Raw genomic sequence first — 26,059 nt, forward strand, 5'->3', positions numbered from 1 at the left:
GCGGCTCAGGGGTTGGGGATCTCGAAGTGCTGGTAGTCCTTGAGGCTCGTGTAGTCGCCGCCCCACGCGAAGCCCCTCTCCGCGAAGGCCTTCACGACGGAGTCGCCGGCGACGACCATCCCCGGCCGGACGTCCGTGCGGTCGAGGTAGTCGCGCCCCGCCGCCGGGAGCACCGTCGTGCCCTTGACGTAGGGGTTCTCGACGGTGTTGACGTCGATGGCCTTGCCGTAGCTGTGGATCGAGAAGCGGTCGGTCGTCCCGGTGATCGGCCGGCAGTTGAACGCCGAGGTGTTGTCGGCGGCCATCGACGCGTCGTCGCTGCCGCCGTAGGCCTCGATGAGCTGCATCCGGCGGATGGGGAAGCGCTGCTCGTAGAGCTGTCCGAAGACGCGCGTGACGTCACGGGCCACGTCCTCGTGGACCATGAGCCGGCCGACGTGCGGGCGGTCGTCGAAGCCCCAGAAGGTCATCGTGACGATCCGCAGGTCCTCGATCGGCACCGGGCACCCGGGCTTCCAGCTGACCCCGACCATCGAGGCTCGGGTCCACGGGTCCACCGGCGTGACGATCGACAGGAACGGCAGGTGCCGGCCCGGGTGCCAGCCGGCGACCGCCCGGTCGAGACCCGCCGAGGGAGCCGGGTCCGGCCTCGGCGGAGCCTGCGCGGCGGCCGGGGCCGCCGGGGCGGCGAGCGCGGCGAGGAGCGCGGCGGTGGCGAGGAGGACGGTGGACGGGCGGGCTCGCACGGTGGGGCTCCCGGGGGTCGGGGACGGACGGGGACGTCCGGCCACCGTAGGTCGGGTCGCGCGGCACCGCGCGTCGAGCGCCGCCGGTCCGGCGGCTAGCCTGCTGCGGTGGACGCCTCCGACCTGCTCCGTGGAGCACTGCTGCAGCTGTCCGGGTCCGACACCGTGCGGTCCGCCGTCGTCAGGGCCCCGGTCAGTCGGTCCGTCGTCGCCCGCTACGTCGCGGGCGAGGAGGTGCCCGACGCCGTGGGCGTCACCGGCGAGCTGCGCGCCACCAACCGGCTCGCCACCATCGACCACCTCGGCGAGGACGTCACCGACCGGGCCCAGGCCGAGCACACCCGCGACACCTACCTCGCCCTGCTCGCCGCCCTCGACGAGGCCGACCTCTCGCGCTTCGGGGCCGCCGAGGTGAGCGTCAAGCTGAGCGCCGTCGGGCAGGCCATCCCGGGTGACGGTGACGCCATCGCCCTCGAGAACGCGCGCGCCATCTGCGAGGCGGCCGAGCGGGTCGGCACGACCGTGACCCTCGACATGGAGGACCACACGACGACCGACCGCACGCTCGAGGCGGTCCGGGCGCTGCGCGAGGACTTCCCGTGGGTCGGCGCCGTGCTCCAGGCCTACCTCCACCGCACCGAGGCCGACTGCCGCGACCTCGCCGGCCCCGGCAGCCGGGTCCGCCTCTGCAAGGGCGCCTACAAGGAGCCCGCCTCGGTCGCGTACCAGGACGGCGGGGACGTCGACCTCTCCTACGTCCGCTGCCTCAAGGTGCTCATGGCCGGCGAGGGCTACCCGATGGTCGCCACGCACGACCCGCGCCTCGTCGAGATCGGCCAGGCCCTCGCGTCGCACCACGGACGCTCCCCGGACACCTACGAGTTCCAGATGCTGCTGGGCGTGCGACCCCTGGAGCAGAAGCGGATCGCCGACCGCGGCCACCAGATGCGCGTCTACCTGCCGTTCGGCGCGGACTGGTACGGGTACCTGGTGCGGCGGCTCGCCGAGCGCCCCGCCAACGTCCGCTTCTTCCTGCGCTCGCTCGCCTCGAGCGGCTGACGGGCATACTCGCCCCATGGGTACGGTCGCGATCTTCGGTGCCGGTGTCATGGGCGAGACGCTCCTCTCGGGGCTGCTGCGCGCGGGACGGCCGGCCGACTCCCTCCTCATCACCGAGCGGCGCCCCGAGCGGGCCGCCGAGCTGGTCGAGAAGTACGGGGTCCGGGTGCTCGAGAACGCCGAGGCCGCCGCGCTCGCCGACACCCTCGTCCTCGTCGTCAAGCCGCAGGACATGGGCTCGCTGCTCGAGGAGATCGGCCCGCACGTCGACGGCGGGAACCTCGTCGTCAGCCTCGCGGCCGGCATCACGACGTCCTTCGTGGAGTCCCGTCTGCCGGAGGGCCGTTCGGTGGTGCGGGTCATGCCCAACACCCCGGCGCTCGTCGACCAGGGGATGGCGGCGGTCTCCGGCGGGGCGCACTGCGCGCCCGAGCAGGTCGCCGAGGCCGAGCAGCTGCTCGCCGCCACGGGCAAGGTGCTCGAGGTCCCGAGAAGCTCCAGGACGCCGTCACCGCCATCTCCGGCAGCGGGCCGGCGTACATCTTCTACGTCGTCGAGGCGATGATCGAGGCCGGCGTGGTGCTCGGCATGCCGCGCGCCACCGCCACCGAGCTCGTCGTCCAGACGCTCTTCGGGGCCGCGACGATGATCAAGGAGACCGGCCAGCACCCCACGGTGCTGCGCGAGCAGGTCACCTCGCCCGGAGGCACCACCGCCGCGGCCCTGCGGGTCATGGACGACCACAAGGTGCGTGCCGCGTTCATCAGCGCGATGGAGGCCGCCGCCGTCCGCAGCGCCGAGCTCGCCGGTGGCTGAGCCCGACGCCGTCCCCGGCCTGGCCCCGCCGCTGCGCGTCGAGCCGGTCACGACGGCCACCTGGCGCGCCTACCGCGACGTGCGCCTCGCCGCGCTGCTCGACAGCCCTCGGGCCTTCTGGACCACCTGGGCCGAGGCCGCCGAGCGCAGCGACGAGGACTGGCAGGCCCTCGTCGCGGACGGGCCGAGTGTCTGGCTCGCGTGGGACGGCGAGCGACCGGTCGGCACCGTGGGCCTCTGGCACGACGAGGACCAGCCCGACGACGAGGCGTACGTCGTCGGGATGTGGGTGGTCTCCGACGCCCGGGGCAGCGGCGCCGCGGACGCCCTGGTCGAGGCAGCGCTGGCCGGCGCGGTCGCCGACGGCCGTCGCCGGGTCACCCTCGACGTCGCCCGCGAGAACAGCCGGGCCCTGCGCTTCTACCTCCGGCACGGGTTCGCCCTGACCGGGGAGACCGGGACGATGCCGTGGGACCCGACGTGCGACGAGGTCCGGATGGCCCGGCGGGTCCGCTGAGCGGGCGCCGTCACACGCTGTTCACCGTCCCCGGTTGCCGGACACCGAGGGTCTCGTGGGAGAGTGACGTGCCATGAGCGACATCACGGTGCGCCCGCTGGGCGTCGAGGAGTGGGAGCAGTACCGCTCCGTCCGCCTCACCGCCCTCGCCGAGTCGCCGGAGGCCTTCGTCGCGACGCAGGCCGCCGAGGAGGCCGAACCCGAGGAGTTCTGGCGGGCCCGGATGGAGCGCTCGACCCGGCTGCTCGCCGAGGTCGACGGCGAGCCCGTCGGCATCGCGAGCGTCGGCGAGGTCGGCGAGGCCAAGCCCGAGGCGGCCCAGCTGTTCGGGCTCTTCGTGCGCCCCGAGGCGCGCGGCTCCGGCGTCGCCACCGCCCTGGTGCGGGCCGGCGCCAGGGTCGCTGCCGAGCAGGGCCGCTCGCAGCTCTACTACTGGGTCGGCACCGACAACGGCCGGGCCGTGGCCTTCGCGAGCGGCTTCGGCTTCCGCCCCACCGGGCTGCGCCGGCCGATGCGCGTCGTCTCCGAGGACGACGGCGAGGAGGAGGTCGCGATGACCCTCCCGCTCTCCGGCGACCGCGGCGGCATCCCCAACTTCTGAGCCCGCCGGCTGAGTCGCACGACTACGGGCGGGCGGCCAGCCGCTCGATGAGGGTCGTCGGTCCGCTGACGATGAGCAGGTCGTGCGCCGAGACCTTGGTCGACGGCACGGCGTAGGTGAAGTCCTCACCGGGCGCTTTGACGCCCACCACCGTGACGCCGTACTTGCTGCGGATCGCGCTCTGCTCCAACGTGAACCCGACCGTCTCGGTCGGCGGCCGCATCTTGACGATGGCGAACCCGTCGTCGAACTCGATGTAGTCCTGCATCCGGCCGCCGACGAGGTGGGCCACCCGGCGGCCGGTGTCGGCCTCGGGCCGGACGATGTGCTTGACCCCGATGCGGTCGAGGATGCGCGCGTGCTCGGGGGAGAGGGCCTTGGCCCAGATGGCGGGGACGCCCGCGTCGACGAGGTTGGCGGCGGCGAGCACCGAGGCCTCGACCGACGAGCCGATGGCCACGACGGCGATGCCGAACCGGCCGGCCTTGGCGTCACGGATGACCTGGACCTCGCTGGCGTCGCCGTGCACGACGTGCGTGATGCGGCCCAGGAACTTCTCGGCGAGGAAGCCGTCCTTCTCGATGGCGGTGACCTTGTGGCCGAGCCGGCGCAGCTCGAGGGCGGCGGCCGCACCGAAGCGTCCGAGGCCGATGACGAGGACCTCGCCGTCGCCGTGCGCGCTCTTGCCCATCGGTTGTCCTCCCGGTGTGGGGTACGTCGGGGTCCAGCCTGCCACGCCCTGACCAGCGAGTAGCGTTCAGCCCATGGCCCCACGGACGAGCGTCATCTGGGATGACGTGTTCACCGCCTACGACTTCGGGCCGGACCACCCGATGGGCCCCGTGCGGCTCGACCTGACGACCCGCCTGGCCCGCGCCCTCGGTGTCCTCGACCACGTCGACGTCATCCACCCCGGTGTCGCCGACGACCACCTGCTGACCACCGTCCACGACCCCGCCTACGTCGAGGCGGTCAAGGTCGCCTCGGCCGACCCCTCGCGCGCCGACGTGCACCGCGGCCTCGGCACCGACGACGACCCCGCCTTCCTCGGGATGCACGAGGCCTCGGCCCGCATCGTCCAGGGCACCGTCGACGTCTGCCGGCGGGTCTGGGACGGCGAGGCCGAGCACGGCGTCAACTACTGCGGCGGCCTGCACCACGCGATGCGCACGCACGCCGCGGGCTTCTGCATCTACAACGACATCGCCGTCGGCATCCAGTGGCTGCTCGACCACGGGGCCGAGCGGGTGGCCTACGTCGACATCGACGTCCACCACGGCGACGGGGTCGAGCGGGTCTTCTGGAACGACCCCCGGGTCCTCACCATCTCGCTGCACGAGAGCGGGCAGCACCTGTTCCCCGGCACCGGGTGGCCCGGCGACGTCGGCGGGCCGGACGCCCGCGGCAGCGTCGCCAACGTGGCCCTGCCCCCGGGCACGAGCGACGCCGCCTGGCTGCGGGCCCTCGACGCGGTGGTCCCGCCGCTCGTGCGCGCCTTCGCCCCCGACGTCCTCGTGACCCAGCACGGCTGCGACACCCACCTCGAGGACCCCCTCGCGCACCTCGCCATCACCGTCGACGCCCAGCGCCGGGCCCACGACGAGCTGCACACGCTGGCCCACGAGGTGGCCGGCGGCCGCTGGGTCGCCCTCGGCGGTGGCGGCTACGAGCTCGTCGACGTCGTGCCGCGCTCGTGGACCCACCTGACGGCCATCGCGGCGCACCACCCGGTCGACGTGGCCACCGAGGTGCCGCAGGAGTGGCGCGACCACGTGCAGTCGCTGCTCGGGCGTCCCGGACCGCGGCGGATGGGCGACCTGCCGGCCGACCGGCTGCCGATCTGGGTGCAGCCGTGGGGGATGGGGCACAACCCCGAGAACCCGCTCGACCGGGCGGTGTTCGCGACCCGGCAGGCCGTCTTCCCGCTGCACGGCCTCGACCCCTGGTTCGACTGAGGCCCCGGCGAGGAACCACGCGTCGATCGGCGGTCGACACGCCTGATTCCATGCGGTCCGTTCGGCGTGTCGGCTGGACTTTCGGAGGATTTTCCGACCATTGACCTTCACAGTGGTCACAACTGCCCCTATGGTTGCGACAGCACGACGCAGGGAGCCAAGCCGGGGCGTGTTCCGGCGCTGCGAAGAGCAGAAGATCGAGGTCACGATGTCCACGGAGCGTCAGCTCGGCGAGGTGCGGTTCCTCACCGTCGCCGAGGTCGCCACGATCATGCGCGTCTCGAAGATGACGGTCTACCGCATGGTCCACGCCGGTGAGCTGCCGGCGATCCGGGTCGGTCGGTCGTTCCGCGTCCCGGAGGACGAGGTGCACACCTACCTCCACAGCTCGTTCGTCGACACCGCCTGATCGCACCACCGCACACGTCCCGAGGGGCGGCCCGCCACGGCGGGCCGCCCCTCGGGCGTTGCGGGTACGGGGTGGCCGGTCAGCCGGCCCGGAGGATCGCCGGGCCCCACTTGAGCAGCTCGAGGGCGAACACGAGGGTCAGCCAGATGACGAGACCGGCCATGAGGTAGCCCTTGACGACGACGCCGTGGGCCCAGGCCTGCACCCGCGCGGGCAGGTAGAGGTTGTCGTGCAGGACGTTCCAGTGCGTCATCGACACGAAGACGAAGGTCGTCGAGACCGTGACGAGCAGGCACCAGGGGCAGAGGGCGCCGATGCTGAACGTCGACTGGTAGAGCAGCCAGTAGGCGAAGACGACGCCGAGGAAGTAGACGACGTTGGCGGTGCCCATGAACCAGCGGGGGAAGCGGGTCCCGGCGAGCGACGCGACCGCGATGGTCATGACGACCGGCTCGGCGATCAGCCCGAGGAAGGCGTTGGGGAAGCCGAGAACGTGCGCCTGCCAGCTGGCCCCGACCCGCGCGCAGTCGAGGATCGGGTTGATCGAGCAGCTGAGGATGACGTCGGGGTTCTCGGCGATCTTGATCGCGTCGACGCTGAGGACGAACGAGGCGATGAGGCTGAGGACCGCGAAGAGCAGCATCTCGCCGAAGACGAAGCCGCGCGAGTGCAGCCGGCCCGGTGGCAGCAGGTCGTCGTCGTCGAGCTCGTCGACGTCGTCGACGTCGTCGGGTCCGGACCGACCGGAGTCGATCGTCGTGTCGCTCATGGGGCTGGCCTCCCGTGCCGTGGTCGCGGCCCCCATCGTAGGTCGCGAACCGGCCGGCGGTGCCCTCGGCCCGGGGCCGGCAAGGACGGGGTACGGCGACCGCGGTTTGGGGGCCGCCCTCGCGTGCCGGTAGGGTGGGCCGCCGCACCCCCGTACCACCGTGAGGAACACCCATGGGTTCTGTCATCAAGAAGCGGCGCAAGCGGATGGCCAAGAAGAAGCACCGCAAGCTGCTGCGCAAGACGCGTCACCAGCGTCGCAACAAGAAGTGACCCCGCGTCACCTCTGACCGCCGAAGGTCCCCGGCACGAGCCGGGGGCCTTTGTCGTCCCCGGGACCTCCGCCGGGTGACGCGCCGGCAGGGGGCAGTGGGTAGGGTCGGACCCAGGAACGACGTGAAGGAGCAGGCGTTGGCGCGGGTGGTTCTCGTCACGGGGGTGTCCCGGTACCTCGGGGCCTCCTCGCGCGCCGCATCGCCGCCGAGCCGGGCATCGAGCACGTCGTCGGCGTCGACGTCATCCCGCCGCCGCACGACATCGGGGGCGTCGAGTTCGTCCGCGCCGACATCCGCAACCCGATGATCGGTCGGGTCATCGACGCGGCCGGCGTCGACACGGTCGTGCACATGAACGTCATCGCCACGCCGACCTTCGTCGGGGACGCACCCCGCAGAAGGAGATCAACGTCATCGGCACGATGCAGCTGCTCGCGGCGTGCCAGAAGTCCTCCACCGTCGAGCGCCTCGTCGTCAAGTCCTCGGCCGCCGTCTACGGCTCCACGCCGCGCGACCCCGCGCTGTTCACCGAGGACATGGGCGCCCGGCGCAGCCCGTCCGGCGGCTTCGGCAAGGACTCCATCGAGGTCGAGGGCTACGTGCGCGGCTTCGCCCGGCGCCGCCCCGACACCGAGATCCTCATGCTGCGCCTGGCCAACGTCATCGGCCCGCGCATCCGCACCTCCATCACCGACTACTTCTCGATGCCGGTCATCCCCGTCCCGCTCGGCTACGACGCGCGGATGCAGTTCCTCCACGAGAACGACGCCATCGACGCCCTCGTCCTCGGCGGCACGGGCTCGACGACCGGGGTCGTCAACGTCGCGGGCGACGGGGTCGTCACCGTGCTCCAGGCCGCGGCGCTCGCTCGCCGGCCGGTCCTGCCGCTGCCGCTCAACACGGCGGGCTTCGTCGGCGGCCTGACCAAGCGGCTGGGCCTGGCCGACTTCTCGCCGGACCAGATGTCCTTCCTCGCCTTCGGTCGGGGCCTGGACACGACCCGGATGCGCACGAAGCTCGGGTTCGAGCCGCGCTTCACCACCCACGACGCCTTCGCGGCCTTCGCCGCCACGCTCGGCACGGCCGTGCCGGGCGGGTCGGTGCTCGGCGACGCCGTCAGCGGCGTGGCCGGGGTGGCCAGCCAGGCCGTGCTGCGGGCCCTCGGTGCCGGGAGCGGTCGCTGATGGCCGCGCGCCGGGGCACCCTCGCCGCGGGTGCGGCCCGCGCCGGGGGCGAGCGCGCCCGCCGCCGCGCCACCCCGCTCATCGGGGCCGAGCCCGTCACGCCCGCCGAGGAGCCGGCGGCGACGACGGCACCGGCGCCGAAGGCACCCACCAGGAAGGCGTCCGCCACGAAGGCCGCCCCGAAGCAGGCTGGTGCGCAGAAGGCCGCGGCGCGGAAGGCTACCGCCCCGAAGGCCGCGCCGAGCAAGGCCGCAGCCCCGAAGCCCGCACGGAAGAAGGCGGCACCGTCGACGGCGGCGAGCACCCCACCGATGCCTCCGGTCGAGACCTCGCCCCCGGCCGCCGCAAGCACCGCCCGGCCCCACGCATCACCTCGGCGCCGTCGGCCCGGGCGACCACGCAGGCGGGGGAGCGCACCGGCCGGGCCCGCCTCTCCCCGCGCGAGAAGGCCCGCCGCGACGAGGCGGCCCGCCGCCCGCACCTGCGCCTCGCCGAGCCGCCGCCGGCCCCCGAGGCGCCGACCCCCGCGCCCCCGTCGACCCCACCCTCTCCGACGCGCCGGCCCGCAGCGGCCTGCCCGTCCCCGACGTCGCCGACCTCGTCGAGGCCCTCGTCGTCGCGCTGCGCGTGGCCGCCGAGGCCGCCGGGGTGGCCCCGAGGACGTCGAGCGCCGCGTCGCCGAGGTCATCGCCTACCTGCGCCGCCGGGTCGACGGCGACTACACCGTCGACGACTTCGGCTACGACGAGCACTTCACCGAGAACGTCTTCTACCCGATGCTCCGGCCGCTGTACCGGCACTGGTTCCGGGTCGAGGTGCGCGGCATCGAGAACATCCCGGCCGAGGGTGGCGCGCTCGTGGTCTCGAACCACTCGGGCACCGTGGCCGTCGACTCGCTGATGGTGCAGCTGGCCATCCACGACGAGCACCCCGCCCACCGCACCATGCGCGCGCTCGGTGCCGACCTCGTCTTCCAGACCCCGTTCGTCGGCACGATGGCCCGTCGCTCCGGCTCGACGCTCGCCACGAACGAGGACGCCGAGCGCCTGTTCGCCCGCGGCGAGCTCGTCGGCGTCTTCCCCGAGGGCTTCAAGGGCACCGGCAAGCCGTTCAGCGAGCGCTACAAGCTCCAGCGCTTCGGGCGCGGCGGCTTCGTCTCGGCGGCATTGGCCGCGGGCGTGCCGATCGTCCCGTGCTCGGTCGTCGGGGCCGAGGAGATCTACCCGATCCTCGGCAACATGGGCACCCTCGCCCGGGTGCTCGGCCTGCCGTACGCCCCCGTCACCCCCACCTGGCCGCTGCTCGGCCCGCTGGGGATGATCCCGCTGCCGAGCAAGTGGATCATCGAGTTCGGCACACCCATCGAGACCGACACCCACGACGACGGCTCCGCCGACGACCCGATGCTCGTCTTCGACCTCACCGACCAGGTCCGCGAGACCATCCAGCAGACGCTCTACACGCTGCTCATGCAGCGCCGGTCGATCTTCTTCTGACGATGCCCGCCACCTCCGCCGACCCCGTCGAGCCCGCCGCCGCTCCCGTGCGCGTCACGCTCGTCGGCCGTGCGGGGTGCCACCTGTGCGGCGTCGCCCGCGAGGTCGTCGAGCGGGTGTGCACCGACCTCGGCGTCGGCTGGGAGGAGGTCGACGTCGACACCGACCCCGCGCTGGTGCAGCGCTGGTCCGAGGAGGTGCCGGTCACCCTCGTCGACGGCCGGCAGCACGACTTCTGGCGGGTCGACGAGCAGCGGCTGCGCGCGGCGCTCGCCGCTCCGGCCCCCGGTGCGCGGCCGGCCGACGGGTCCGCCGGCGCCTAGCACATCCGCCGGGTGAGGCATCTCACCGGGTCCGGCGTCACTTTGTGCCTGTCTTCACAAAGTCGTAGGCTGACGTGGTTTCCCGCGGGTCCCGGGGGCCGTCCCGGCTCCACACCTCGTCCCGGGCCCGCGGTCCGCGAAAGGAGTCGGTGACCGCTCGTGTCCGCCGCAGCAGCCACCCGCCGGGGAGTCCCGGAGGCGTCGGTGGCCCGTCTGCCGGGGTACCTGCGGGCCCTCACCGCCCTCGCCTCCGACGGCACCCTCTCGGTCAGCTCCGAGGAGCTCGCGAGCGCTGCCGGTGTCAGCTCGGCCATGCTGCGCAAGGACCTGTCGCACCTCGGCAGCTACGGGGTGCGCGGGGTCGGCTACGACGTCGACCGGCTGGCCTCCGAGATCGCCGCCGCCCTGGGCCTCACCCAGGACTGGCCCGTCGCGATCGTCGGGATGGGCAACCTCGGCCGGGCGCTCGCGGCCTACCGAGGGTTCGCGGAGAGGGGTTTTCGCGTCATCGCGCTCCTCGACCGCGACGAGCGCGTCGTCGGTGAGGTCATCGCCGGCACGCGTGTGCGCTCCACCGCCGACCTCCCCGACCTCGTCGAGCGCGACGGCCTGGCCATCGGTGTCATCGCCACCCCGCCCGAGGGTGCCCAGGAGGCGTGCGACACGCTCGTCGACGCCGGGGTCCGCTCGGTGCTCAACTTCGCGCCGGTCGTGCTGACCGTCCCCGACGAGGTCGTCGTCCGCACGGTCGACCTCTCGACCGAGCTCCAGATCCTCGCCTTCCACGGCCAGCGGCTCGCCGTCGCCGAGGCGGTCGCCCCGTGAGCCTCGTCGTCCTCGGGCTGTCCCACCACGGGGCACCCCTCTCGCTGCTGGAGTCGGTCGTCCTCGACGGTCCGTCGGCCACCGCGCTCGAGGAGACCGTCCTGGGCTCCGAGCACGTCACCGAGGCGGTCGTCCTCTCCACGTGCAACCGCACCGAGGTGTACGCGGAGTCGCTGACCTTCCACGGCGCCCTCGTCGACATCACCAAGGCCCTGGCCGACGCGTGTGGCGTCGACCGCGCCGAGCTGCAGCCGCACCTCTACGTGCACTACGAGGACCGCGGCATCTGCCACGCCTTCACCGTCGCCGCCGGGCTCGACTCGATGGCCGTGGGCGAGGCGCAGATCCTCGGCCAGGTGCGCCGCTCGCTCTCGCGCGCCCAGCGTCACGGTCATGTGGGTCCGGCACTCAACGGCCTTCTGCAGCAGGCCCTCCGGGTCGCCAAGCGGGTGCACGCCGAGACCGAGATCGACCTCGTCAGCGGCTCGCTCGTGCAGGCCGGCCTGACCCGCGCGCAGTCCGTGCTCGGTGGCCTCGGCGACCTCTCGGTGCTCGTCGTCGGCGCCGGCGGGATGGGCGCGCTCGCCGCGGCCACCGTCGCCCGGCTCGAGGCCGGCGCGCTCGTCGTCGCCAACCGCGACCCCGACCGCGCGCGCTCGGTCGCCGACCGGGTCGGCGGCTCGGCCGTGCCGCTGTCCGGGCTCGGGCCCGCGCTGGCCGCCGCCGACGTCGTCATCTCCTCCACCGGCGCCCGCGGCCAGGTCGTCACCGCCGACCACGTCGCCGAGGCCCTCGCCGCCCGCGGCGGGCGTCCGCAGGTCTACGTCGACCTCGCTCTCCCGCACGACGTCGACCTCGCCGTCGCCGACCTCGAGGGCGCCACGCGCGTCGGCCTCGCCGAGCTCGGGAGGACCTCGCCGAGGCCGGGTCGGCCCCGCAGGTCACCGTCGCCACCGAGCTCGTCACCGCCGAGGTCGCCGCCTACCTCGTGCAGCGCTCCGGGCAGGCCGTCGCGCCCACCGTCACCGCCCTGCGCGCCCGGGCCGGCGAGCTCGTCGACGCCGAGCTGGCCCGCCTCGAGCGCCGCACGCCCGGGATGGGCGACGCCGAGCGCGCCGAGGTCCGCCGCGCCGTCGAGCGCGTCGTCGACAAGCTGCTCCACACCCCGACCGTCCGGGTCAAGGAGCTGGCGCGGGACGGCCAGGGCGGCAGCTACGCCCGGGCCCTCTCCGAGCTGTTCGACCTCGACCCGCGCGACGTCTCCGTCGTCTCGGTGCCGCCGGTCATCCCGGGGGAGGACGCATGAGCGCCCTGCGCCTCGGCACCCGCCGCTCGGCCCTCGCGACGACCCAGTCGTCCTGGGTCGCCGACCGGCTGCGCGCCCTCGGGCACGACGTCGAGCTCGTCGAGGTGAGCACCGAGGGCGACCTCGACCGCACGACGCCGCTCGCCCAGCTCGGCGGCACCGGCGTCTTCGTCTCCGCGCTGCGCGAGGCCCTCGCCGACGGCCGGGTCGACCTCGCCGTGCACTCCCTCAAGGACCTGCCGACCGCCCCCGACCCCCGGGTCGTCGTGGCCGCCGTTCCGGTGCGCGAGGACGTCCGCGACGCCCTCGTCGCCCGTGACGGGCTCACGCTCGGCGAGCTGCCGGCCGGCGCCACCATCGGCACCGGCTCGCCGCGCCGGCGGGCCCAGCTCGAGGCGCTCGGGCTCGGGCTCGAGCTGCGCGACCTGCGCGGCAACGTCGACACCCGGCTCGGCCACGTCCACGACGGCCGGCTCGACGCCGTCGTCCTCGCCGCCGCCGGCCTGCGGCGGCTCGGGCGGGCCGACGAGGTCACCGAGTACCTCGACCCCCTCCAGGTGCTGCCGGCGCCGGGGCAGGGGGCGCTGGCCGTCGAGGTCCGCGCCGACGACGACACCACCCGCACCGCCGTCGCCCCGCTCGAGGACCCCGACGCCCGGGCCTGCGTCACCGCCGAGCGCGCCCTGCTCGCCGAGCTCGAGGCCGGGTGCTCGGCGCCGGTCGGTGCGCTCGCCGAGGTCGTCGAGGGCGTCGACACCACCGAGCTGTCGCTGCGGGCCGTCGTCGCGGCCCCCGACGGTTCCTCCGACCTGCGCCGGTCCCTGACCGGTGACCCCGCCGAGGCCGCAGACCTCGGCCGGAGGCTGGCCCGCCTCCTCCTCGAGGACGGCGCCGCCGACCTCATGCCCACGTCCACCGAACGACTCGTCACGGAGCGTGCCCAGTGAGCCCCACGCGCTCGTCCACCCGTCCCACCACCCGCGTCCCCGCACGCGTCGCCTTCGTCGGCGGCGGCCCCGGTGACCCCGGGCTGCTCACGGTCCGCGCGACCGAGCTGCTCGCGGCCGCCGACGCCGTCGTCCTCGACCAGGTGGCGCGCGAGGGCCTCGCCCTGCGCCACGCCCGCCCCGACGTCGACGTCGTCGACGCCGGTCACGGCGACCAGGGCGAGCGGCTCACCCAGGCCTCCCGGGCCAAGCTCGTCGTACGGGCCGCCAAGGCCCACCCCGGCGGCCTCGTCGTGCGCCTCATGGACGGCGATCCGGCGATCTTCAACGGCCTCGCCGAGGAGGCCCAGGCCCTCGTCAAGGCCGGCGTCTCCTTCGAGGTCGTCCCGGGTGTCAGCAGCCTGACCGCCGTCCCGGCCTACGCCGGGGTGCCGCTCACCTCGAAGTCCTCCACGGCGGTGCACGTCGTCGTCGCCGGGCCGTCCACGCCGGACGTCTCGGGCGGGGTCGACGCCGCCGTCACGGTCGTCGTCCTCGGCACCCCCGACCGGGCCGCCGAGGCGCTGCGGGCGCTGGCCGCCGCCGGTCGCTCGGCCGACACCCCGGTCGCGGTCACCGAGAAGGGCACCACCACCGAGCAGCGCACCGTCGTCACGACGCTCGGCGCGGCGCCCGAGGCGATGGCCGCCGGGCACTTCCCGGTGCTGGCGGTCGTCGGCGACACTGTCGCGATGCGCGACGCGCTCTCCTGGTTCGAGACCAAGCCGCTCTACGGCTGGTCGGTCCTCGTGCCGCGCACCAAGGAGCAGTCCGGCTCGACGATCAGCCGCCTCGAGCACCACGGCGCGCACGCCGAGGTCGTCCCGACCATCTCGGTCGAGCCGCCGCGCACGCCGCAGCAGCTCGAGCGCGCGGTCAAGGGCATGGTCACCGGCCGCTACGAGTGGGTCGGCTTCACCTCGGTCAACGCCGTGCGGGCCATCCGCGAGAAGTTCGACGAGTTCGGCCTCGACGCCCGCTCGTTCGCCGGGCTCAAGGTCGCGGCCGTCGGCGGCGTCACCGCGGAGGCGTTGCGGGAGTGGGGCATCAACCCCGACCTCGTGCCCACCGACGAGCAGTCGGCCAAGGGTCTGCTCGAGGCGTGGCCGCCCTTCGACCCCGACCTCGACCCCATCGACCGGGTCTTCCTCCCGCGCGCCGACATCGCCACCGACACCCTCGTCGCCGGGCTCCAGGAGAACGGCTGGGAGGTCGACGACGTCACCGCCTACCGCACGGTCCGCGCCGCCCCGCCGGCCGCACCGGTGCGTGACGCCATCAAGTCGGGCGCCTTCGACGCCGTGCTCTTCACCTCGTCCTCGACCGTGCGCAACCTCGTCGGCATCGCGGGCAAGCCGCACCCCAGCACCGTCATCGCGTGCATCGGGCCGGCCACCGCGAAGACCGCCGAGGAGCACGGCCTGCGGGTCGACGTCCTCGCGCCGGAGCCGAGCGCCGAGGCCCTCGTCGACGCGCTCGCCGACCACGGCCGGTCGCTGGCCCTCGACGCCGCCGAGGCGGGCGAGGAGGTCGTCCGGCCGAGCCAGCGCCGCGCGGGCGGTCGGAAGCGCGCCACGTGACCGGGGCGGTCCGCTCCCGGGTGCCGCGTTCCCGGTCGGCCGCCCGCGCCGGCTGCGCACCACCCCGGCGCTGCGGCGGCTCGTCGCCGAGACCCGGCTGCACCCGGCCGAGCTCGTGCTGCCCGTCTTCGTCCGCGAGGGCGCCGACGCACCCGTTCCGATCTCGGCGATGCCCGGGGTCGTGCAGCACACGCTCGACTCGCTCGTCGAGGAGGCGCGGCGCTGCGTCGATGCCGGACTCGGCGGCATCATGCTCTTCGGCGTCCCGCTCGAGAAGGACGCCCGCGGCTCGGGCGCCGACGACCCCGACGGCATCCTCAACGTGGCGCTGCGCCGGGTGGTCGAGGCGGTCGGCGACGACCTCGTCGTGATGTCCGACCTCTGCCTCGACGAGTTCACCGACCACGGCCACTGCGGGGTGCTCGCCCTCGACGGCCGGGTCGACAACGACGCCACCCTCGAGCGCTATGCCTCGATGGCGCTGGCCCAGGCCGCCACGGGCACACCGGTGCTCGGGCTGTCCGGGATGATGGACGGTCAGGTCGGGCACGTGCGCCACGCCCTCGACGGGGCCGGGTACGCCGACACCGCGATCCTCGCCTACGCCGCGAAGTACACCTCGGGGCTCTACGGGCCGTTCCGCGAGGCGGTGCAGTCCTCGCTCGTCGGCGACCGCGCCACCTACCAGCAGGACCCCGCGAACGGCCGGGAGGCGCTGCGCGAGCTCGAGGCCGACGTCGCCGAGGGGGCCGACCTCGTCATGGTCAAGCCGGCCGGGCCGCACCTCGACGTCGTCGCCGCGGCCGCTGCGGTCTCCCCGGTTCCCGTTGCGGCGTACCAGATCTCGGGGAGTACTCGCAGATCGTGGCCGCCGCCGAGCGGGGCTGGATCGACCGCGACCGGGCGGTCGACGAGTCGCTCATCGGCATCCGCCGGGCCGGGGCGAGCATCATCCTCACGTACTTCGCGCTCGAGGCCGCCGCCCGCCTCTGACCGCGACCCGCGTCGAGTGCGGAAGTGGTTGCTCCGGCGACCACTTCCGCACTCGACTGTGGAGGGCTGGGCTCCCCGTGGCTCACACGGGGGTCGGGTCGCGCGTTCCACGGGCATGACGACCATCGCCCTGCTGCCCCTGCCCACTGCCGAGCTCGAGGCGGTGCGCCGCGACGGCGTCGACGCCTGGGGCCGCCCCGCCGAGCCCTTCGTCGACGATGAGGGAGGCTCGCAGCTGCGGTGCTGCCTCGCCCGCAGCCGCCCGGGGGAGCGCCTCCTGCTCGTCGGGCACGCGCCGCTCGGGTGGCCCGGCCGTGGCAGGAGGTCGGTCCGGTGTTCGTCCACGCCGGGCCGTGCCCCGCCCCGGCGGACGGGTCGGTGCCGGACTGGCTCGACGACGACGCCCGCGTGCTGCGCGCCTACGACTCCACGGGCCGGATGCGGTACGAGCACCACCGGGTCGTGGGTGCCGGCGAGGGCGTCGAGGTGGCGCTCGGTGAGGTGCTGGCCCACGACGAGGTCGCCGAGGTGCACGTGCGCAACCTGCTCGCGCAGTGCTTCATCGCCCGGGCGGTCCGGCGTCCGTGACGTCGCCGGCGTCGACCCGCGCGCGCAGCCGGTGGACGCCCGCCCGCAGCATCTCCCCGTAGCCGTCGTCGCCGAGGGCGCCGGACGCCGCCTCGGCGGCCTCGAGCTGCTGCCGGGCCTCGTGGAGCCGTTCCTGGCGGCGGTAGCCGTCACCGAGGTTGAGGTGCAGGCTCGGGGCCATCCCCGCGGAGTCCGGGATGCCGACCGGTGCGAGCTCGTCGGGGCGCACGTGGGCGAAGGCCGCGAGGGCGCGTTCGTCCCAAGCCACCTCGGCGTCGAGCGTGGGCTCGAGGTCGGCGAGGTAGTGGGCCAGGACGCACCGCTGCGCGTGGTCGTCGGGCCCGGTCTCGTCCCACAGCGACCTCAGCCGGGCGCCTCCTCCCTCGCGGTCACCCCGAGGGCCTGCCCGACCGCCGCCACGACCTCGCTCCAGTCCGCCATGGGGCGGACGCTAGCCGAGCCGCTCGACACCCTCGTGGGGCGCGATGGTCGAACCCGGCCCGCGCCGAGAGGAGGCAACACGCAGACGATCGCGGCCGGCGCCCTGCGTGTTGCCTCCTCTCGGCGAGGCCAACGCCCCGCGACGGCCGGCCGGGGCGCCACCGACGCGACGAGGCCGCCGTCACCCGGTGGGGTGACGGCGGCCTCGGGGGCTCGCCGGAGGGTGCGGAGCCGGGAGGGCGTCCGCTCAGGCCTGCTTGGCGAGCTGGACGTCGATGACGAGCTTGATCTTCTCGGAGACGAGGACGCCGCCCTTCTCGAGGTTGGCGTTCCAGGTCAGGCCCCACTGGGTGCGGTCGAGCTCGCCGCTGGCCTCGAAGGCCGCCTTCTCGTTGCCCCACGGGTCGGTGGCGACGCCACCGAACTCGACGTCGAGGGTGACCGGCTTCGTGACGCCCTTGATGGTCAGGTCGCCGACGAGGGTCTCACCGTCGAAGGAGGTGGAGCGGAAGGTCATGTCGGGGTGGGCCTCGGAGTCGAAGAAGTCGCCGCTCGTGAGGTGGGCGTCGCGGTCGGCGGTGCCGGTGGCGACGGAGGCGGTCTTCACGACGACCTCGGCGGAGGAGTCGGCCAGCGTCTCGCCGACGACGACGGTGCCGGACACCTCGGTGAACGAGCCGCGGACCTTGCTCACCATGAGGTGACGGGCGACGAAGCCCACCTCGGTGTGGGTGGGGTCGATGGTCCAGGTGCCGGCGGTGAGGCCGGTGAGGGTGGCGGTGCTCATGGGAACTGCTCCTTCGGAGGTGACGGGGCCGGTCGCCGAGGGGTGCGACCCGGTAGTTGACGCTTCAACTATGACCCATCGCGGTCTATTCCGCATCCCGGGGACCGGTCCTCGGGACGGCCCGCCGGGCCGTCGCTCGCCGACCGCAGGCCCGCGACGTGCGACGATGACCTCGTGGCCGAGGACGTGCGCTGGCTCAGTGCCGAGGAGCAGTGGGCGTGGCGGGCCTACCTGCGCGGCACCCGCGAGCTCGACGCCGCCCTCGAGCGCGACCTCCAGTGCTTCGGCGTCAGCCTCTCCGAGTACGAGCTGGTCTCGATGCTCTCCGAGGCCGACGGCCGCCGATTGCGGATGTCCGCCCTCGCCGCGCTCATCGTCCAGTCCCGCAGCCGGGTCACCCACACGGCGGCACGGCTCGAGCGGCGCGGGTGGGTCGTGCGGACACCGGCCAGCGACGACCGCCGCGGGGTCGTCCTCGAGCTCACCGACGAGGGGCGCGCGGCCATCGAGCGGTTCGCCGTCGTCCACGTCCGCAGCGTCCGGCGCCACCTCGTCGACGTCCTCAGCCGCCAGCAGGTGCACGCCCTCGGCGAGGCGATGCAGGCCGTTCGCGACGCCTACGCGGCCGACCCGACGACCCCGGACGAACCCGCCAGCCCCCGCTGACCCGACAATGGACCGGTGACCACCACCTCCTCCACCGTCGATCCCGCCCCCGCCTCGGCCGCCCTGCTCGCCCGCGCCCGGGCCGTGACCCCGGGCGGCGTCAACAGCCCGGTGCGCGCGTTCCGCTCGGTCGGCGGCACCCCCCGCTTCATGGCCTCGGGCAGCGGCTCGACCCTCACCGACGTCGACGGCCGCGAGTACGTCGACCTCGTCGGCAGCTGGGGGCCGATGATCCTCGGCCACGCCCACCCCGAGGTGATCGAGGCGGTCCAGCGCGCGGCCGCCCGGGGCACCTCGTTCGGCACACCGTCCGAGAACGAGGTCCTGCTCGCCGAGGAGATCGTCGAGCGCGTCGCGCCCGTCGAGCAGGTGCGCCTCGTCTCCAGCGGCACCGAGGCGACGATGAGCGCCATCCGCCTCGCCCGCGGCTTCACCGGCCGCCCGCTCGTCGTGAAGTTCGCCGGGCACTACCACGGGCACGTCGACTCGCTGCTCGTCGCGGCGGGGTCCGGGGTCGCGACCCTGGCCCTGCCCGACTCCGCCGGCGTCCCGGCCGAGGTGGCCGCCGAGACCCTCGTCCTGCCGTACAACGACGTCGAGGCGCTCGAGGCCGTCTTCGCCGCCCGCGGCGACCAGATCGCCTGTCTCGTCACCGAGGCGGCGGCCGGCAACATGGGGGTGGTCGCGCCCGACCCCGGCTTCACCGAGGCCCTGCGCCGGGTCACCGCCGAGCACGGCGCGCTGCTGGTGTCCGACGAGGTGATGACCGGCTTCCGCTGCAGCCGGGCCGGCTGGTGGGGCCACGAGGGCCTCGACCTCGCCCCCGACCTGCTGACCTTCGGCAAGGTGATGGGCGGCGGCTTCCCCGCGGCGGCCTTCGGCGGCCGGGCCGACGTCATGGCGCTGCTCGCGCCGGACGGACCGGTCTACCAGGCCGGCACGCTCTCGGGGAACCCGGTGGCGACCGCGGCGGGCCTGACCACGCTGCGGCTCTGCGACGACGCGGTGTACGCGCGGCTCGACGAGGTGTCGACCGCCATCCGCGGGGCCGCGTCCGAGGCGCTGACGAGGGCCGGTGTGCCGCACCGGGTCCAGACCGCCTCCTCGATGTTCTCCGTGTTCTTCCGCGACGGCGCGGTGCGCGACTACGACGACGCCCGCGGCCAGGACACCGAGGCCTTCGCCCGCTTCTTCCACGCGATGCTCGACGCCGGCGTCTACCTGCCCCCGAGCGCGTACGAGTGCTGGTTCGTCTCGGCCGCGCACGACGACGCCGCGGTCGAGAAGGTGCTCGCCGCGCTGCCCGGCGCGGCGGCCGCCGCGGCGGGCTGACCCGCCGGTCGCCCGGCCGTCGAACCCGGTCCGCCGCGCTCAGGTGGGTTTGCGACAATCGCGGCCATGACCTCGTCCCCCGACGCGCCCGTCGAGCCGCAGCGCACCGTCGTGCACCTGCTGCGGCACGGTGAGGTCGACAACCCCGGACACGTCCTCTACGGACGGCTGCCCGGCTACCACCTCAGCGGGCTCGGGCACCGGATGGCCGAGCTGGCCGCCGAGCACCTCGCCGACCACGACGTCGTGCACGTCGTGTCGAGCCCGCTCGAGCGGGCCCGCGAGACCGCCGCTCCGGTCGCCGAGGCCCACGGGCTCGAGGTGTCGACCGACGACCGGCTGCTCGAGGCCGTCAACGCCTTCGAGGGCCTGCTGGTGGCCGGCGGCAAGGGGCTGCTGCACCACCCGCGGCTCTGGCCGAAGATGCTCAACCCGCTGCGTCCCTCGTGGGGCGAGCCGTACGCGGAGATCGTCCACCGGATGCGCGACGCGGTCGTCGACGCCCGCGCCGCCGCCCGCGGCCACGAGGCCGTCGTCGTCAGCCACCAGGCGCCCATCTGGATGATCCGGCTGGCCACCGAGGGCCGCTCGCTCGTGCACAACCCGGCCCGCCGCGAGTGCTCGCTGGCCAGCCTCACCTCCCTGACCTTCGTCGGCGACGAGCTGCTCTCGCTCGAGTACTGCGAACCCGCCGCGATGCTCCTGCCGCAGGCACAGAAGGGGGCCGGCGCGTGACGTCGAGGCATCCCCGTCGGACCCTGCTCGGCGCCGCCGGCCTGGCCGCGGTGCTCGCCGCCACCGGCTGCACCGAGGACCCGAACTCCGTTGCCGCCCAGGCCAAGGCCGGTGACCAGAAGGGCTACGTGTCCGGCGACGGCAGCGTCGAGACGATCGCGGTCGGCGACCGCGACGAGCCCGTGACGATGGACGGCACGCTCCTCGACGGCGCGGCCTGGGACATCACCTCGACCCGCGGGCAGGTGCTCGTCCTCAACGTGTGGGGCTCGTGGTGTGCCCCGTGCGTCGCCGAGGCGCCCGACCTGCAGAAGGCCTGGGAACAGCTGCAGGCGAAGAAGGCCCCCGTGGCCTTCATGGGCATCGACTTCCGCGAGGAGGCCGAGCGCGGAGCGGCCTTCGTGAAGAAGGCCGGCATCACCTACCCCAGCCTCAGTGACAAGGCCGGCCTCACCCTCCTCCGGCTCCAGGGCAAGGCGCCGACCGTCCCCACCACGCTCGTCCTCGACCGCTCGGGGCGGATCGCCGCCCGGGTCAACGGACCGGTCTCGACGAGCACCCTCACCGGGCTCGTCGACGACGTGGTCGCCGAGACGTGACCCCGGTCCTGGCCGCCGCCGGTGGCGACGCGGTGACGAGCGGTGCCCTGCCGCTCGCCGTCGGTGTCGCCGCCCTCGCCGGGCTCGTGTCCTTCGCGAGCCCGTGCGTGCTGCCGCTCGTGCCGGGGTTCCTCGGCTACGTCACCGGCCTGACGGGCGAGACGGCGGCGGAGCGCTCGCGCGGGCGGACCGTGGTGGGGGCGCTGCTCTTCGTCGCCGGCTTCACCCTCGTCTTCGTCCTCGGCACGATCTTCGTCACGACCGTCGGCCAGGGGCTCGTCGCCCACCGCGAGGTGCTCATGCGGGTCGGCGGCGCGCTCGTCGTCCTCATGGGGCTGGTCTTCCTCGGGCTCGGCGACCGCGTCGAGAAGCGCGTGCACTGGCGGCCGCGGGCCGGGCTGCTCGGGGCGCCGCTGCTCGGTGCCGTGTTCGCGCTCGGCTGGGCGCCGTGCACCGGCCCGACGCTCGCCGCGGTGCTCGTCATGGCCACCGCCTCGGCCGACCCGCAGGTCGCCCGCGGGGTCACCCTGGCCGTCGCGTACGGCCTCGGGCTGGGGCTGCCGTTCCTGCTCGTCGCGGCCGGCCTCGACCGGGCCGGGCGGGCCTCGGGCTGGCTGCGCCGGCACACGCGCGGCATCCGGGTGTTCGGCGGCGTCATGCTCGTCCTCGTCGGGCTGCTCCTGCTCACCGGGGTCTGGGAGTCGATGAACACCTGGGTCCAGACCGAGCTCGTCAACGGGTTCGTGGTGTCGCTGTGAGCACGACCGACGACCGCACCCTGTCGACCCAGCCCTCGCCGCCCGACGGCGACGGGGGCTCGGGCTCGGGCGGGTCCGTCACCCTCCCGCGGCTCGGCCCGGTCGGCTGGCTGCGCTACGCCTGGCGGCAGCTGACGAGCATGCGCACCGCGCTCTTCCTCCTGCTGCTCCTGGCCGTCGGGGCCATCCCCGGCTCGACCTTCCCGCAGCGCTCCATCGACGCCGCGCGCACCGCGCAGTGGATCAGCGACCACCCGACGGCCGGCCCCCTCCTCGACCGGCTCGGGTTCTTCGAGGTCTACGCCTCGCCCTGGTTCGCCGCGATCTACCTGCTGCTCTTCGTCTCGCTCATCGGGTGCGTCCTGCCGCGCAGCCGCATCCACTGGCACCAGCTGAGGTCCACGCCCCCGCGGGCCCCCCGCCGGCTCGAGCGGCTACCCGCCCACCGCGAGGAGGTCGTCGACGGGACGCCCGAGGAGGTGCGCGACCGGCTGCGCGCCACCCTGCGGGGCCGCCGCTACCGGGTGCACGCGCACGACGACACGACGCTGTCGGCCGAGAAGGGCTACCTCAAGGAGACGGGCAACCTCGTCTTCCACCTCGCCCTCATCGGCGTCCTCGTCGGGGTCGGCTGGGGCACCTGCTCGGCTGGAAGGGCGACGTCATCGTGCCCGTGGGCGAGACCTTCGCCAACACGCTCGGGGGCTACGACACCTTCAGCCCCGGGCCGTGGGTCGACCCGAACGCCCTCGACCCGTACACGATCCGGCTCGACCGGATGGACGTGCAGTTCGAGACCGAGGACAAGGGCGCGGGCCAGTTCGGGATGCCGCGCGACTTCCGGGCCTTCACGACGTTCACCGGCCCGGACGGCCGGGCGGAGAAGCGCGAGATCGCCGTCAACCACCCGCTCGAGACCGGCGGCGGCTCGGTCTTCCTCCTCGGCAACGGCTACGCGCCGAAGGTCACCGTGCGCGACGCCGACGGCACGGCCATCTACACCTCGGCCACGCCGTTCCTCGCCCAGGACAACGACTACACCTCGGTCGGGGCCATCAAGGTCCCCGGCGCCCGCCCCGACGACCTCGGCTTCGCGGGCTTCTTCCTGCCCACCGGGGTCATCGACTCCGAGCGGGGCCGCACTCGGTCTTCCCCGACACCCTCGACCCCCAGCTCGCGCTCACGGCGTTCAGCGGCAACCTGCTCCCCGGAGGTCGGCCGCAGTCGGTCTACACCCTCGACACCTCCGAGATGAAGCCGCTCCCGGGCAAGGACGGCGAGGGCCAGCTGCGCATCCTCCTGCGGCCGGGCCAGACCTTCGAGCTCCCGGACGGTCGGGGCTCGATCACCTTCGACGGCGTCGAGCGGTTCGCCGGCCTCTCGATCCGCACCGACCCCGGCAAGACCCTCACCCTCGTCTCGGCGGTGCTGATGCTCGCCGGGCTGGTGCTCAGCCTCGTCGTGCGCCGGCGGAGGGTGTTCGTGCGGGTTCGCCCCGACGCGGCCACGGGTCGTACCGTGGTCTCCGTCGGCGGCCTCGCGAAGGACGACGACGAGGGCATGGACGACGAGGTCGCCGCCGTGCTCACCGACCCCGAAGGACGCCGATGACCGACTACACGCTCGCGCAGCTGTCGAACTACTCCGTGTACTCGTCGATGGTCGTGCTCACCCTGGCCATGCTCGCCCACGGCCTCTACCTCGCCCGGGTCGTGCCGGCGCGCGAGGCCGTCCCGAGCGCGAGCTCGTGGGGCCTCGGTCGGGGCCGAGGGACGGGCTGCCGGTGAGGTCGTCGAGGCCCCGGGGTCCGGCGGGCACGACTCCGAGCCGCGCTCGGCGCGCCAGGCCGGCGGCATCGCCTGGATGCTCACCCTGCTCGGCACGGTGCTGCTCGTCGCGGGCGTCGTGCTGCGGGCCGCGGAGGTGCACCGCTGGCCGCTCGGCAACATGTACGAGTTCGCCATCGTCGGCGGGATGTTCACGCTGCTGGCCTACGTCGGCTGGGCCAGCCGGCGCGACCTGCGCTGGCTCGGGGTGTTCGTCGTCGGCCCGGTGCTGCTCGTGCTCGGCGCGGCCATCACCGTCTGGTACACCGACGCCTCCGAGCTCATGCCGTCGCTGCGCTCGTACTGGCTGGCCATCCACGTCACCGTCGCCACGATGACCGTCGCGGTCTTCACGCTCGGGGCCTCGCTCGGCATCCTCTACCTCATCCAGGACCGGCTCGAGGCGGCCGACAAGCCGGGGCCCGCGTTCATGGGCCGGCTGCCCTCGGCCCGCTCACTCGAGCGGATGGCCTACGGCGCGCACATCGTCGCCTTCCCGATGTGGACCTTCACCGTCATCGCCGGCGCGATCTGGGCCCGGCAGGCCTGGGGCTCGTACTGGAACTGGGACCCCAAGGAGGTGTGGAGCTTCGTCATCTGGGTGGTCTACGCCGCCTACCTCCACGCCCGGGCCACGACCGGCTGGCGGCGCCAGAACGCGACCTGGATCGCGCTCGCCGGCTTCGCCTGCGTCATCCTCAACTTCGCCGTCGTCAACATGTACTTCGTCGGCCAGCACTCGTACTCCGGTCTCTGAGGAGCGAACTCCTGCGATGAACGCGGTCCTGCGCTACACCGTCCTACGCCTGATGATCTTCCTCGGGTGCCTGCTCGTCGGCTGGCTGGCCGGGCTGCGCGACGAGAGCCAGTACGTGCTGCTCGTCGTGCTCGCCGCGCTGGCCTCGATGGCCATCTCGTACGTGGCGCTCCGGCGTTTCCGCGAGGAGTACTCGGCCCAGCTCGCCGAGGGCATCGAGCGCCGCTCCGCCGCCCGCCAGGAGCGGGCCGAGCACCCCGTCGGCGACGAGCAGGCCGAGGACGCCGAGGTCGGCCGCGAGCCGGCGACCGCCTCGAGGCCCGAGGACGAGGACTTCCGCTGAGCCGAGGGCAGTCCCTCCCGACCTCGTGCGGGGTGCCTGCACCTCGACGCGTCGTGGGGCGCCCGGAACCGCCCGGAGGTCGCACGAGGTGGGCCCGCTCTCCCGGAAGCTCCCTCGCCACCGCGAAGGTTCCGGGAGTCGCGGGAGGTCCTGCGTGACCCGGCGCCGGGGTCAGCCGAGCGCTGCTCCCACTGCCACGCCGGCGAGCACCAGCACCGCCCACGCGACCTCGTAGAGCCCCGTCGAGGCCAGCACCGGGATGAGCCCCGGCCCCGTCGTCCCCGCGCGCACGACCCGCACCCCGCGCAGGCCCAGCGGCAGCGCCAGCAGGGCCACGAGCGCCCACGGCTGCCACACCGCCATGACCGCGAGCGCCGGCAGCGACACGGCCATCAGCCCGGTGTACAGGTCGCGCGTCCGGGCGTCCCCCAGCCGCACCGCGAGCGTGTGCTTGCCGTGCTCGGTGTCGGTGGGGATGTCGCGCAGGTTGTTGGCGACGAGGATGGCCGAGGCCACCGAGCCGACGCCCACGGCCCCCGCCACGCCGAACCACGACAGCGCGCCGGCCTGCGTGTACTCGGTGCCGAGCGTGGCCAGCAGGCCGAAGAACACGAACACGTACGCCTCGCCGAGCCCGCGGTAGCCGTACGGGTTGTCCCCGCCGGTGTACCGCCACGCGGCCAGCACGGCGAGAGCGCCGAGCGGAAGCATCACCCAGGCCTGCGACAGCACGACGAGCACCAGCCCGAGCGCGCCCGCCGCCCCGAAGGCGAGGAACGCCGCCAGCCGCACCGCGCGCGGCTCGGCCAGGCGCTGCCCGACGAGGCGCACCGGCCCGGCCCGCACCTCGTCGGTGCCGCGGATGCCGTCGGAGTAGTCGTTGGCGTAGTTGACGCCCACCTGGAGGGCGAGCGCGACGAGCAGCGCCAGGACCGCGCGCAGCGCATCCGCCGCCTCGACCCGGAGTGCGGCGGCCGTGCCGAGGACGACGGGCGCGACGGCGGCGGGCAGGGTGCGTGGGCGGGCGCCCGACACCCACTGCGAGAGGGTGGCCATCGTGCGGTCAGATGCCCTTGAGGAAGTCGGGGTCGTCGTCCGGCCCCCGGGGGGCCTGACGGCGCTCGCGCTGCTCGCGCTCGCGCTCCTTGCGGCGGTAGTCGGCCTCCCAGCGCTCCTGCTGGGTGAGGTGCGCGGAACGGCTCTCGGCGGAGGGCCGGCCGGCGACGAGCCAGGCGACGGGGCCGACGACCGGGAAGAGGAGGACGAGCATCACCCAGGCGATCTTCGGCAGGTTGCGCATGACCACCTCGTCGGTCTGGAGGCAGTCGATGAGGCAGTAGACCGTCAGCGCGAGGCTGAGGACGTAGGGCAGGTACCGCAACACCGGG

The 26,059-nt window shown here is 74.2% G+C and carries 30 protein-coding genes and 4 pseudogenes; 26 read left to right on the plus strand and 8 right to left on the minus strand.

The features are described 5' to 3' along the window. Positions 1-5: 5 nt before the first annotated feature. Complete coding sequence (locus G7075_RS19790; RefSeq protein WP_166124107.1) at positions 6-746, minus strand: M15 family metallopeptidase; 741 nt, start codon at positions 744-746, stop codon at positions 6-8. Positions 747-854: 108 nt separating this feature from the next. Between G7075_RS19790 and G7075_RS19795 the strand changes: the two genes are divergently transcribed. The 4 genes and pseudogenes from G7075_RS19795 to G7075_RS19810 all read left to right on the plus strand — a co-directional run bounded on the left by G7075_RS19795 (position 855) and on the right by G7075_RS19810 (position 3,739). After that, on the plus strand, positions 855-1,805 hold the full coding sequence (locus tag G7075_RS19795; RefSeq protein WP_166124108.1) for a proline dehydrogenase family protein: 951 nt from the start codon (positions 855-857) through the stop codon (positions 1,803-1,805). Between the two features lie 16 nt (positions 1,806-1,821). After that, a pseudogene (gene proC, locus G7075_RS19800) lies at positions 1,822-2,621 on the plus strand (pyrroline-5-carboxylate reductase). Then, positions 2,614-3,138, plus strand: coding sequence for an N-acetyltransferase (locus tag G7075_RS19805; protein ID WP_166124109.1), 525 nt, complete (start codon positions 2,614-2,616; stop codon positions 3,136-3,138). The pseudogene proC and the gene G7075_RS19805 overlap by 8 nt, the downstream one beginning before the upstream one ends. 73 nt (positions 3,139-3,211) lie before the next feature. Next, positions 3,212-3,739 (plus strand): GNAT family N-acetyltransferase, encoded by a 528-nt coding sequence (locus G7075_RS19810; RefSeq protein ID WP_166124110.1) that lies wholly within the window; start codon positions 3,212-3,214, stop codon positions 3,737-3,739. Between the two features lie 22 nt (positions 3,740-3,761). On the opposite strand, the gene G7075_RS19815 is transcribed toward G7075_RS19810, so the two are convergent. After that, positions 3,762-4,430 (minus strand): TrkA family potassium uptake protein, encoded by a 669-nt coding sequence (locus G7075_RS19815; RefSeq protein WP_166124111.1) that lies wholly within the window; start codon positions 4,428-4,430, stop codon positions 3,762-3,764. A 73-nt stretch (positions 4,431-4,503) separates the two neighbouring features. Between G7075_RS19815 and G7075_RS19820 the strand changes: the two genes are divergently transcribed. Together G7075_RS19820 and G7075_RS19825 are read left to right on the plus strand one after the other, a co-directional pair. Next, positions 4,504-5,694, plus strand: coding sequence for an acetoin utilization protein AcuC (locus tag G7075_RS19820; RefSeq protein ID WP_166124112.1), 1,191 nt, complete (start codon positions 4,504-4,506; stop codon positions 5,692-5,694). 208 nt (positions 5,695-5,902) lie between these two features. Next, positions 5,903-6,103 (plus strand): helix-turn-helix domain-containing protein, encoded by a 201-nt coding sequence (locus G7075_RS19825; protein WP_166124113.1) that lies wholly within the window; start codon positions 5,903-5,905, stop codon positions 6,101-6,103. Positions 6,104-6,182: 79 nt separating this feature from the next. Here G7075_RS19825 and G7075_RS19830 read toward each other — a convergent pair whose 3' ends face one another. Further along, positions 6,183-6,872 (minus strand): vitamin K epoxide reductase family protein, encoded by a 690-nt coding sequence (locus G7075_RS19830; protein WP_166124114.1) that lies wholly within the window; start codon positions 6,870-6,872, stop codon positions 6,183-6,185. A gap of 173 nt (positions 6,873-7,045) precedes the next feature. On the opposite strand from G7075_RS19830, the gene G7075_RS19835 reads away from it, so the two are divergent. After that, complete coding sequence (locus tag G7075_RS19835) at positions 7,046-7,144, plus strand: 30S ribosomal protein bS22 (protein WP_003792170.1); 99 nt, start codon at positions 7,046-7,048, stop codon at positions 7,142-7,144. A gap of 157 nt (positions 7,145-7,301) precedes the next feature. Here G7075_RS19835 and G7075_RS21870 read toward each other — a convergent pair whose 3' ends face one another. Beyond that, the gene (locus G7075_RS21870) at positions 7,302-7,514 is read right to left on the minus strand and encodes a hypothetical protein (protein ID WP_240917774.1); all 213 of its coding nucleotides are present in this window, start codon (positions 7,512-7,514) and stop codon (positions 7,302-7,304) included. Between the two features lie 54 nt (positions 7,515-7,568). Here G7075_RS21870 and G7075_RS19840 point away from each other — a divergent pair, with 54 nt between their 5' ends. The 10 genes and pseudogenes from G7075_RS19840 to G7075_RS20505 all read left to right on the plus strand — a co-directional run bounded on the left by G7075_RS19840 (position 7,569) and on the right by G7075_RS20505 (position 16,427). After that, positions 7,569-8,330, plus strand: coding sequence for an NAD-dependent epimerase/dehydratase family protein (locus G7075_RS19840; protein ID WP_240917775.1), 762 nt, complete (start codon positions 7,569-7,571; stop codon positions 8,328-8,330). Next, on the plus strand, positions 8,330-9,826 hold the full coding sequence (locus G7075_RS21875; protein ID WP_240917776.1) for a lysophospholipid acyltransferase family protein: 1,497 nt from the start codon (positions 8,330-8,332) through the stop codon (positions 9,824-9,826). Before G7075_RS19840 ends, G7075_RS21875 begins: the two co-directional genes overlap by 1 nt. Positions 9,827-9,828: 2 nt before the next feature. Beyond that, positions 9,829-10,149, plus strand: a complete 321-nt coding sequence (locus tag G7075_RS19850; RefSeq protein WP_166124115.1) for a glutaredoxin family protein — start codon at positions 9,829-9,831, stop codon at positions 10,147-10,149. 159 nt (positions 10,150-10,308) lie between these two features. Continuing rightward, entirely contained in the window at positions 10,309-10,974 is a 666-nt protein-coding gene (locus tag G7075_RS19855; protein ID WP_166124116.1) for a redox-sensing transcriptional repressor Rex, read from the plus strand. Then, positions 10,971-11,804: pseudogene (gene hemA / locus G7075_RS23275) on the plus strand (glutamyl-tRNA reductase); the annotation flags it as partial. The gene G7075_RS19855 and the pseudogene hemA, both read left to right, overlap by 4 nt. Positions 11,805-11,962: 158 nt before the next feature. Further along, positions 11,963-12,280, plus strand: coding sequence for a hypothetical protein (locus G7075_RS23280; protein WP_371814135.1), 318 nt, complete (start codon positions 11,963-11,965; stop codon positions 12,278-12,280). Next, positions 12,277-13,227, plus strand: coding sequence for a hydroxymethylbilane synthase (gene hemC, locus G7075_RS19865; RefSeq protein WP_166124117.1), 951 nt, complete (start codon positions 12,277-12,279; stop codon positions 13,225-13,227). Before G7075_RS23280 ends, hemC begins: the two co-directional genes overlap by 4 nt. Then, positions 13,224-14,846: a uroporphyrinogen-III synthase gene (locus tag G7075_RS19870; RefSeq protein ID WP_166124118.1), complete on the plus strand. Its 1,623-nt coding sequence runs from the start codon at positions 13,224-13,226 to the stop codon at positions 14,844-14,846. The genes hemC and G7075_RS19870 overlap by 4 nt, the downstream gene beginning before the upstream one ends. Positions 14,847-14,916: 70 nt before the next feature. Continuing rightward, positions 14,917-15,839, plus strand: a pseudogene (hemB, locus tag G7075_RS19875) (porphobilinogen synthase). 333 nt (positions 15,840-16,172) lie between these two features. Further along, entirely contained in the window at positions 16,173-16,427 is a 255-nt protein-coding gene (locus tag G7075_RS20505; protein ID WP_205860578.1) for a DUF1203 domain-containing protein, read from the plus strand. Here the strand turns inward: G7075_RS20505 and G7075_RS21880 are convergent. Together G7075_RS21880 and G7075_RS19890 are read right to left on the minus strand one after the other, a co-directional pair. Further along, complete coding sequence (locus G7075_RS21880; RefSeq protein WP_240917777.1) at positions 16,399-16,695, minus strand: hypothetical protein; 297 nt, start codon at positions 16,693-16,695, stop codon at positions 16,399-16,401. The two genes, G7075_RS20505 and G7075_RS21880, sit on opposite strands and share 29 nt — an antisense overlap. A 420-nt stretch (positions 16,696-17,115) precedes the next feature. Continuing rightward, entirely contained in the window at positions 17,116-17,655 is a 540-nt protein-coding gene (locus G7075_RS19890) for a YceI family protein (protein WP_205860579.1), read from the minus strand. A gap of 174 nt (positions 17,656-17,829) precedes the next feature. On the opposite strand from G7075_RS19890, the gene G7075_RS19895 reads away from it, so the two are divergent. From G7075_RS19895 to G7075_RS19930, 9 genes and pseudogenes are all read left to right on the plus strand, one after another. Then, positions 17,830-18,321 carry a MarR family winged helix-turn-helix transcriptional regulator gene (locus G7075_RS19895; protein WP_240917778.1) on the plus strand — a complete coding sequence of 164 codons (492 nt, stop codon included), beginning with the start codon at positions 17,830-17,832 and terminating at the stop codon, positions 18,319-18,321. A 15-nt stretch (positions 18,322-18,336) separates the two neighbouring features. Beyond that, the gene (gene hemL / locus G7075_RS19900) at positions 18,337-19,653 is read left to right on the plus strand and encodes a glutamate-1-semialdehyde 2,1-aminomutase (RefSeq protein ID WP_166124120.1); all 1,317 of its coding nucleotides are present in this window, start codon (positions 18,337-18,339) and stop codon (positions 19,651-19,653) included. Between the two features lie 66 nt (positions 19,654-19,719). Then, the gene (locus G7075_RS19905) at positions 19,720-20,388 is read left to right on the plus strand and encodes a histidine phosphatase family protein (RefSeq protein WP_166124121.1); all 669 of its coding nucleotides are present in this window, start codon (positions 19,720-19,722) and stop codon (positions 20,386-20,388) included. Then, entirely contained in the window at positions 20,385-20,987 is a 603-nt protein-coding gene (locus tag G7075_RS19910; RefSeq protein WP_166124122.1) for a TlpA disulfide reductase family protein, read from the plus strand. Before G7075_RS19905 ends, G7075_RS19910 begins: the two co-directional genes overlap by 4 nt. Further along, complete coding sequence (locus G7075_RS19915) at positions 20,984-21,745, plus strand: cytochrome c biogenesis protein CcdA (RefSeq protein WP_240917779.1); 762 nt, start codon at positions 20,984-20,986, stop codon at positions 21,743-21,745. Before G7075_RS19910 ends, G7075_RS19915 begins: the two co-directional genes overlap by 4 nt. Before the next feature lie 140 nt (positions 21,746-21,885). Beyond that, a pseudogene (locus G7075_RS19920) lies at positions 21,886-23,356 on the plus strand (cytochrome c biogenesis protein ResB). Next, positions 23,353-23,532 carry a hypothetical protein gene (locus G7075_RS21885; RefSeq protein WP_240917780.1) on the plus strand — a complete coding sequence of 60 codons (180 nt, stop codon included), beginning with the start codon at positions 23,353-23,355 and terminating at the stop codon, positions 23,530-23,532. The pseudogene G7075_RS19920 and the gene G7075_RS21885 overlap by 4 nt, the downstream one beginning before the upstream one ends. A gap of 76 nt (positions 23,533-23,608) precedes the next feature. After that, positions 23,609-24,328: a c-type cytochrome biogenesis protein CcsB gene (gene ccsB, locus G7075_RS19925; RefSeq protein ID WP_240917781.1), complete on the plus strand. Its 720-nt coding sequence runs from the start codon at positions 23,609-23,611 to the stop codon at positions 24,326-24,328. Between the two features lie 16 nt (positions 24,329-24,344). After that, a complete protein-coding gene (locus G7075_RS19930; protein ID WP_166124123.1) occupies positions 24,345-24,671 on the plus strand; it encodes a DUF4229 domain-containing protein in 327 nt (108 codons plus the stop codon). A 171-nt stretch (positions 24,672-24,842) separates the two neighbouring features. Here G7075_RS19930 and G7075_RS19935 read toward each other — a convergent pair whose 3' ends face one another. Together G7075_RS19935 and G7075_RS19940 are read right to left on the minus strand one after the other, a co-directional pair. After that, positions 24,843-25,727: a 1,4-dihydroxy-2-naphthoate polyprenyltransferase gene (locus G7075_RS19935; RefSeq protein ID WP_166124124.1), complete on the minus strand. Its 885-nt coding sequence runs from the start codon at positions 25,725-25,727 to the stop codon at positions 24,843-24,845. Between the two features lie 7 nt (positions 25,728-25,734). After that, positions 25,735-26,055 (minus strand): PLD nuclease N-terminal domain-containing protein, encoded by a 321-nt coding sequence (locus G7075_RS19940; protein ID WP_166124125.1) that lies wholly within the window; start codon positions 26,053-26,055, stop codon positions 25,735-25,737. Positions 26,056-26,059 lie beyond the last annotated feature (4 nt).

It is taken from the genome of Phycicoccus sp. HDW14, from assembly GCF_011383005.1.
Lineage (GTDB): Bacteria > Actinomycetota > Actinomycetes > Actinomycetales > Dermatophilaceae > Phycicoccus.

Excerpts from the sequence above, each read along its gene's own strand:
- G7075_RS19935 (WP_166124124.1), bottom strand. The coding sequence starts at position 25,727 with ATGGCCACCCTCTCGCAGTGGGTGTCGGGCGCCCGCCCACGCACCCTG.
- G7075_RS19905 (WP_166124121.1), top strand. The coding sequence starts at position 19,720 with ATGACCTCGTCCCCCGACGCGCCCGTCGAGCCGCAGCGCACCGTCGTG.
- G7075_RS19840 (WP_240917775.1), top strand. The coding sequence starts at position 7,569 with ATGCAGCTGCTCGCGGCGTGCCAGAAGTCCTCCACCGTCGAGCGCCTC.
- G7075_RS19930 (WP_166124123.1), top strand. The coding sequence starts at position 24,345 with ATGAACGCGGTCCTGCGCTACACCGTCCTACGCCTGATGATCTTCCTC.
- G7075_RS19815 (WP_166124111.1), bottom strand. The coding sequence starts at position 4,430 with ATGGGCAAGAGCGCGCACGGCGACGGCGAGGTCCTCGTCATCGGCCTC.
- G7075_RS19820 (WP_166124112.1), top strand. The coding sequence starts at position 4,504 with ATGGCCCCACGGACGAGCGTCATCTGGGATGACGTGTTCACCGCCTAC.
- G7075_RS19830 (WP_166124114.1), bottom strand. The coding sequence starts at position 6,872 with ATGAGCGACACGACGATCGACTCCGGTCGGTCCGGACCCGACGACGTC.
- G7075_RS19810 (WP_166124110.1), top strand. The coding sequence starts at position 3,212 with ATGAGCGACATCACGGTGCGCCCGCTGGGCGTCGAGGAGTGGGAGCAG.
- G7075_RS19890 (WP_205860579.1), bottom strand. The coding sequence starts at position 17,655 with ATGAGCACCGCCACCCTCACCGGCCTCACCGCCGGCACCTGGACCATC.
- G7075_RS21885 (WP_240917780.1), top strand. The coding sequence starts at position 23,353 with ATGACCGACTACACGCTCGCGCAGCTGTCGAACTACTCCGTGTACTCG.
- G7075_RS21875 (WP_240917776.1), top strand. The coding sequence starts at position 8,330 with ATGGCCGCGCGCCGGGGCACCCTCGCCGCGGGTGCGGCCCGCGCCGGG.
- G7075_RS19835 (WP_003792170.1), top strand. The coding sequence starts at position 7,046 with ATGGGTTCTGTCATCAAGAAGCGGCGCAAGCGGATGGCCAAGAAGAAG.
- hemC (WP_166124117.1), top strand. The coding sequence starts at position 12,277 with ATGAGCGCCCTGCGCCTCGGCACCCGCCGCTCGGCCCTCGCGACGACC.
- ccsB (WP_240917781.1), top strand. The coding sequence starts at position 23,609 with ATGCTCACCCTGCTCGGCACGGTGCTGCTCGTCGCGGGCGTCGTGCTG.
- G7075_RS19850 (WP_166124115.1), top strand. The coding sequence starts at position 9,829 with ATGCCCGCCACCTCCGCCGACCCCGTCGAGCCCGCCGCCGCTCCCGTG.
- G7075_RS19825 (WP_166124113.1), top strand. The coding sequence starts at position 5,903 with ATGTCCACGGAGCGTCAGCTCGGCGAGGTGCGGTTCCTCACCGTCGCC.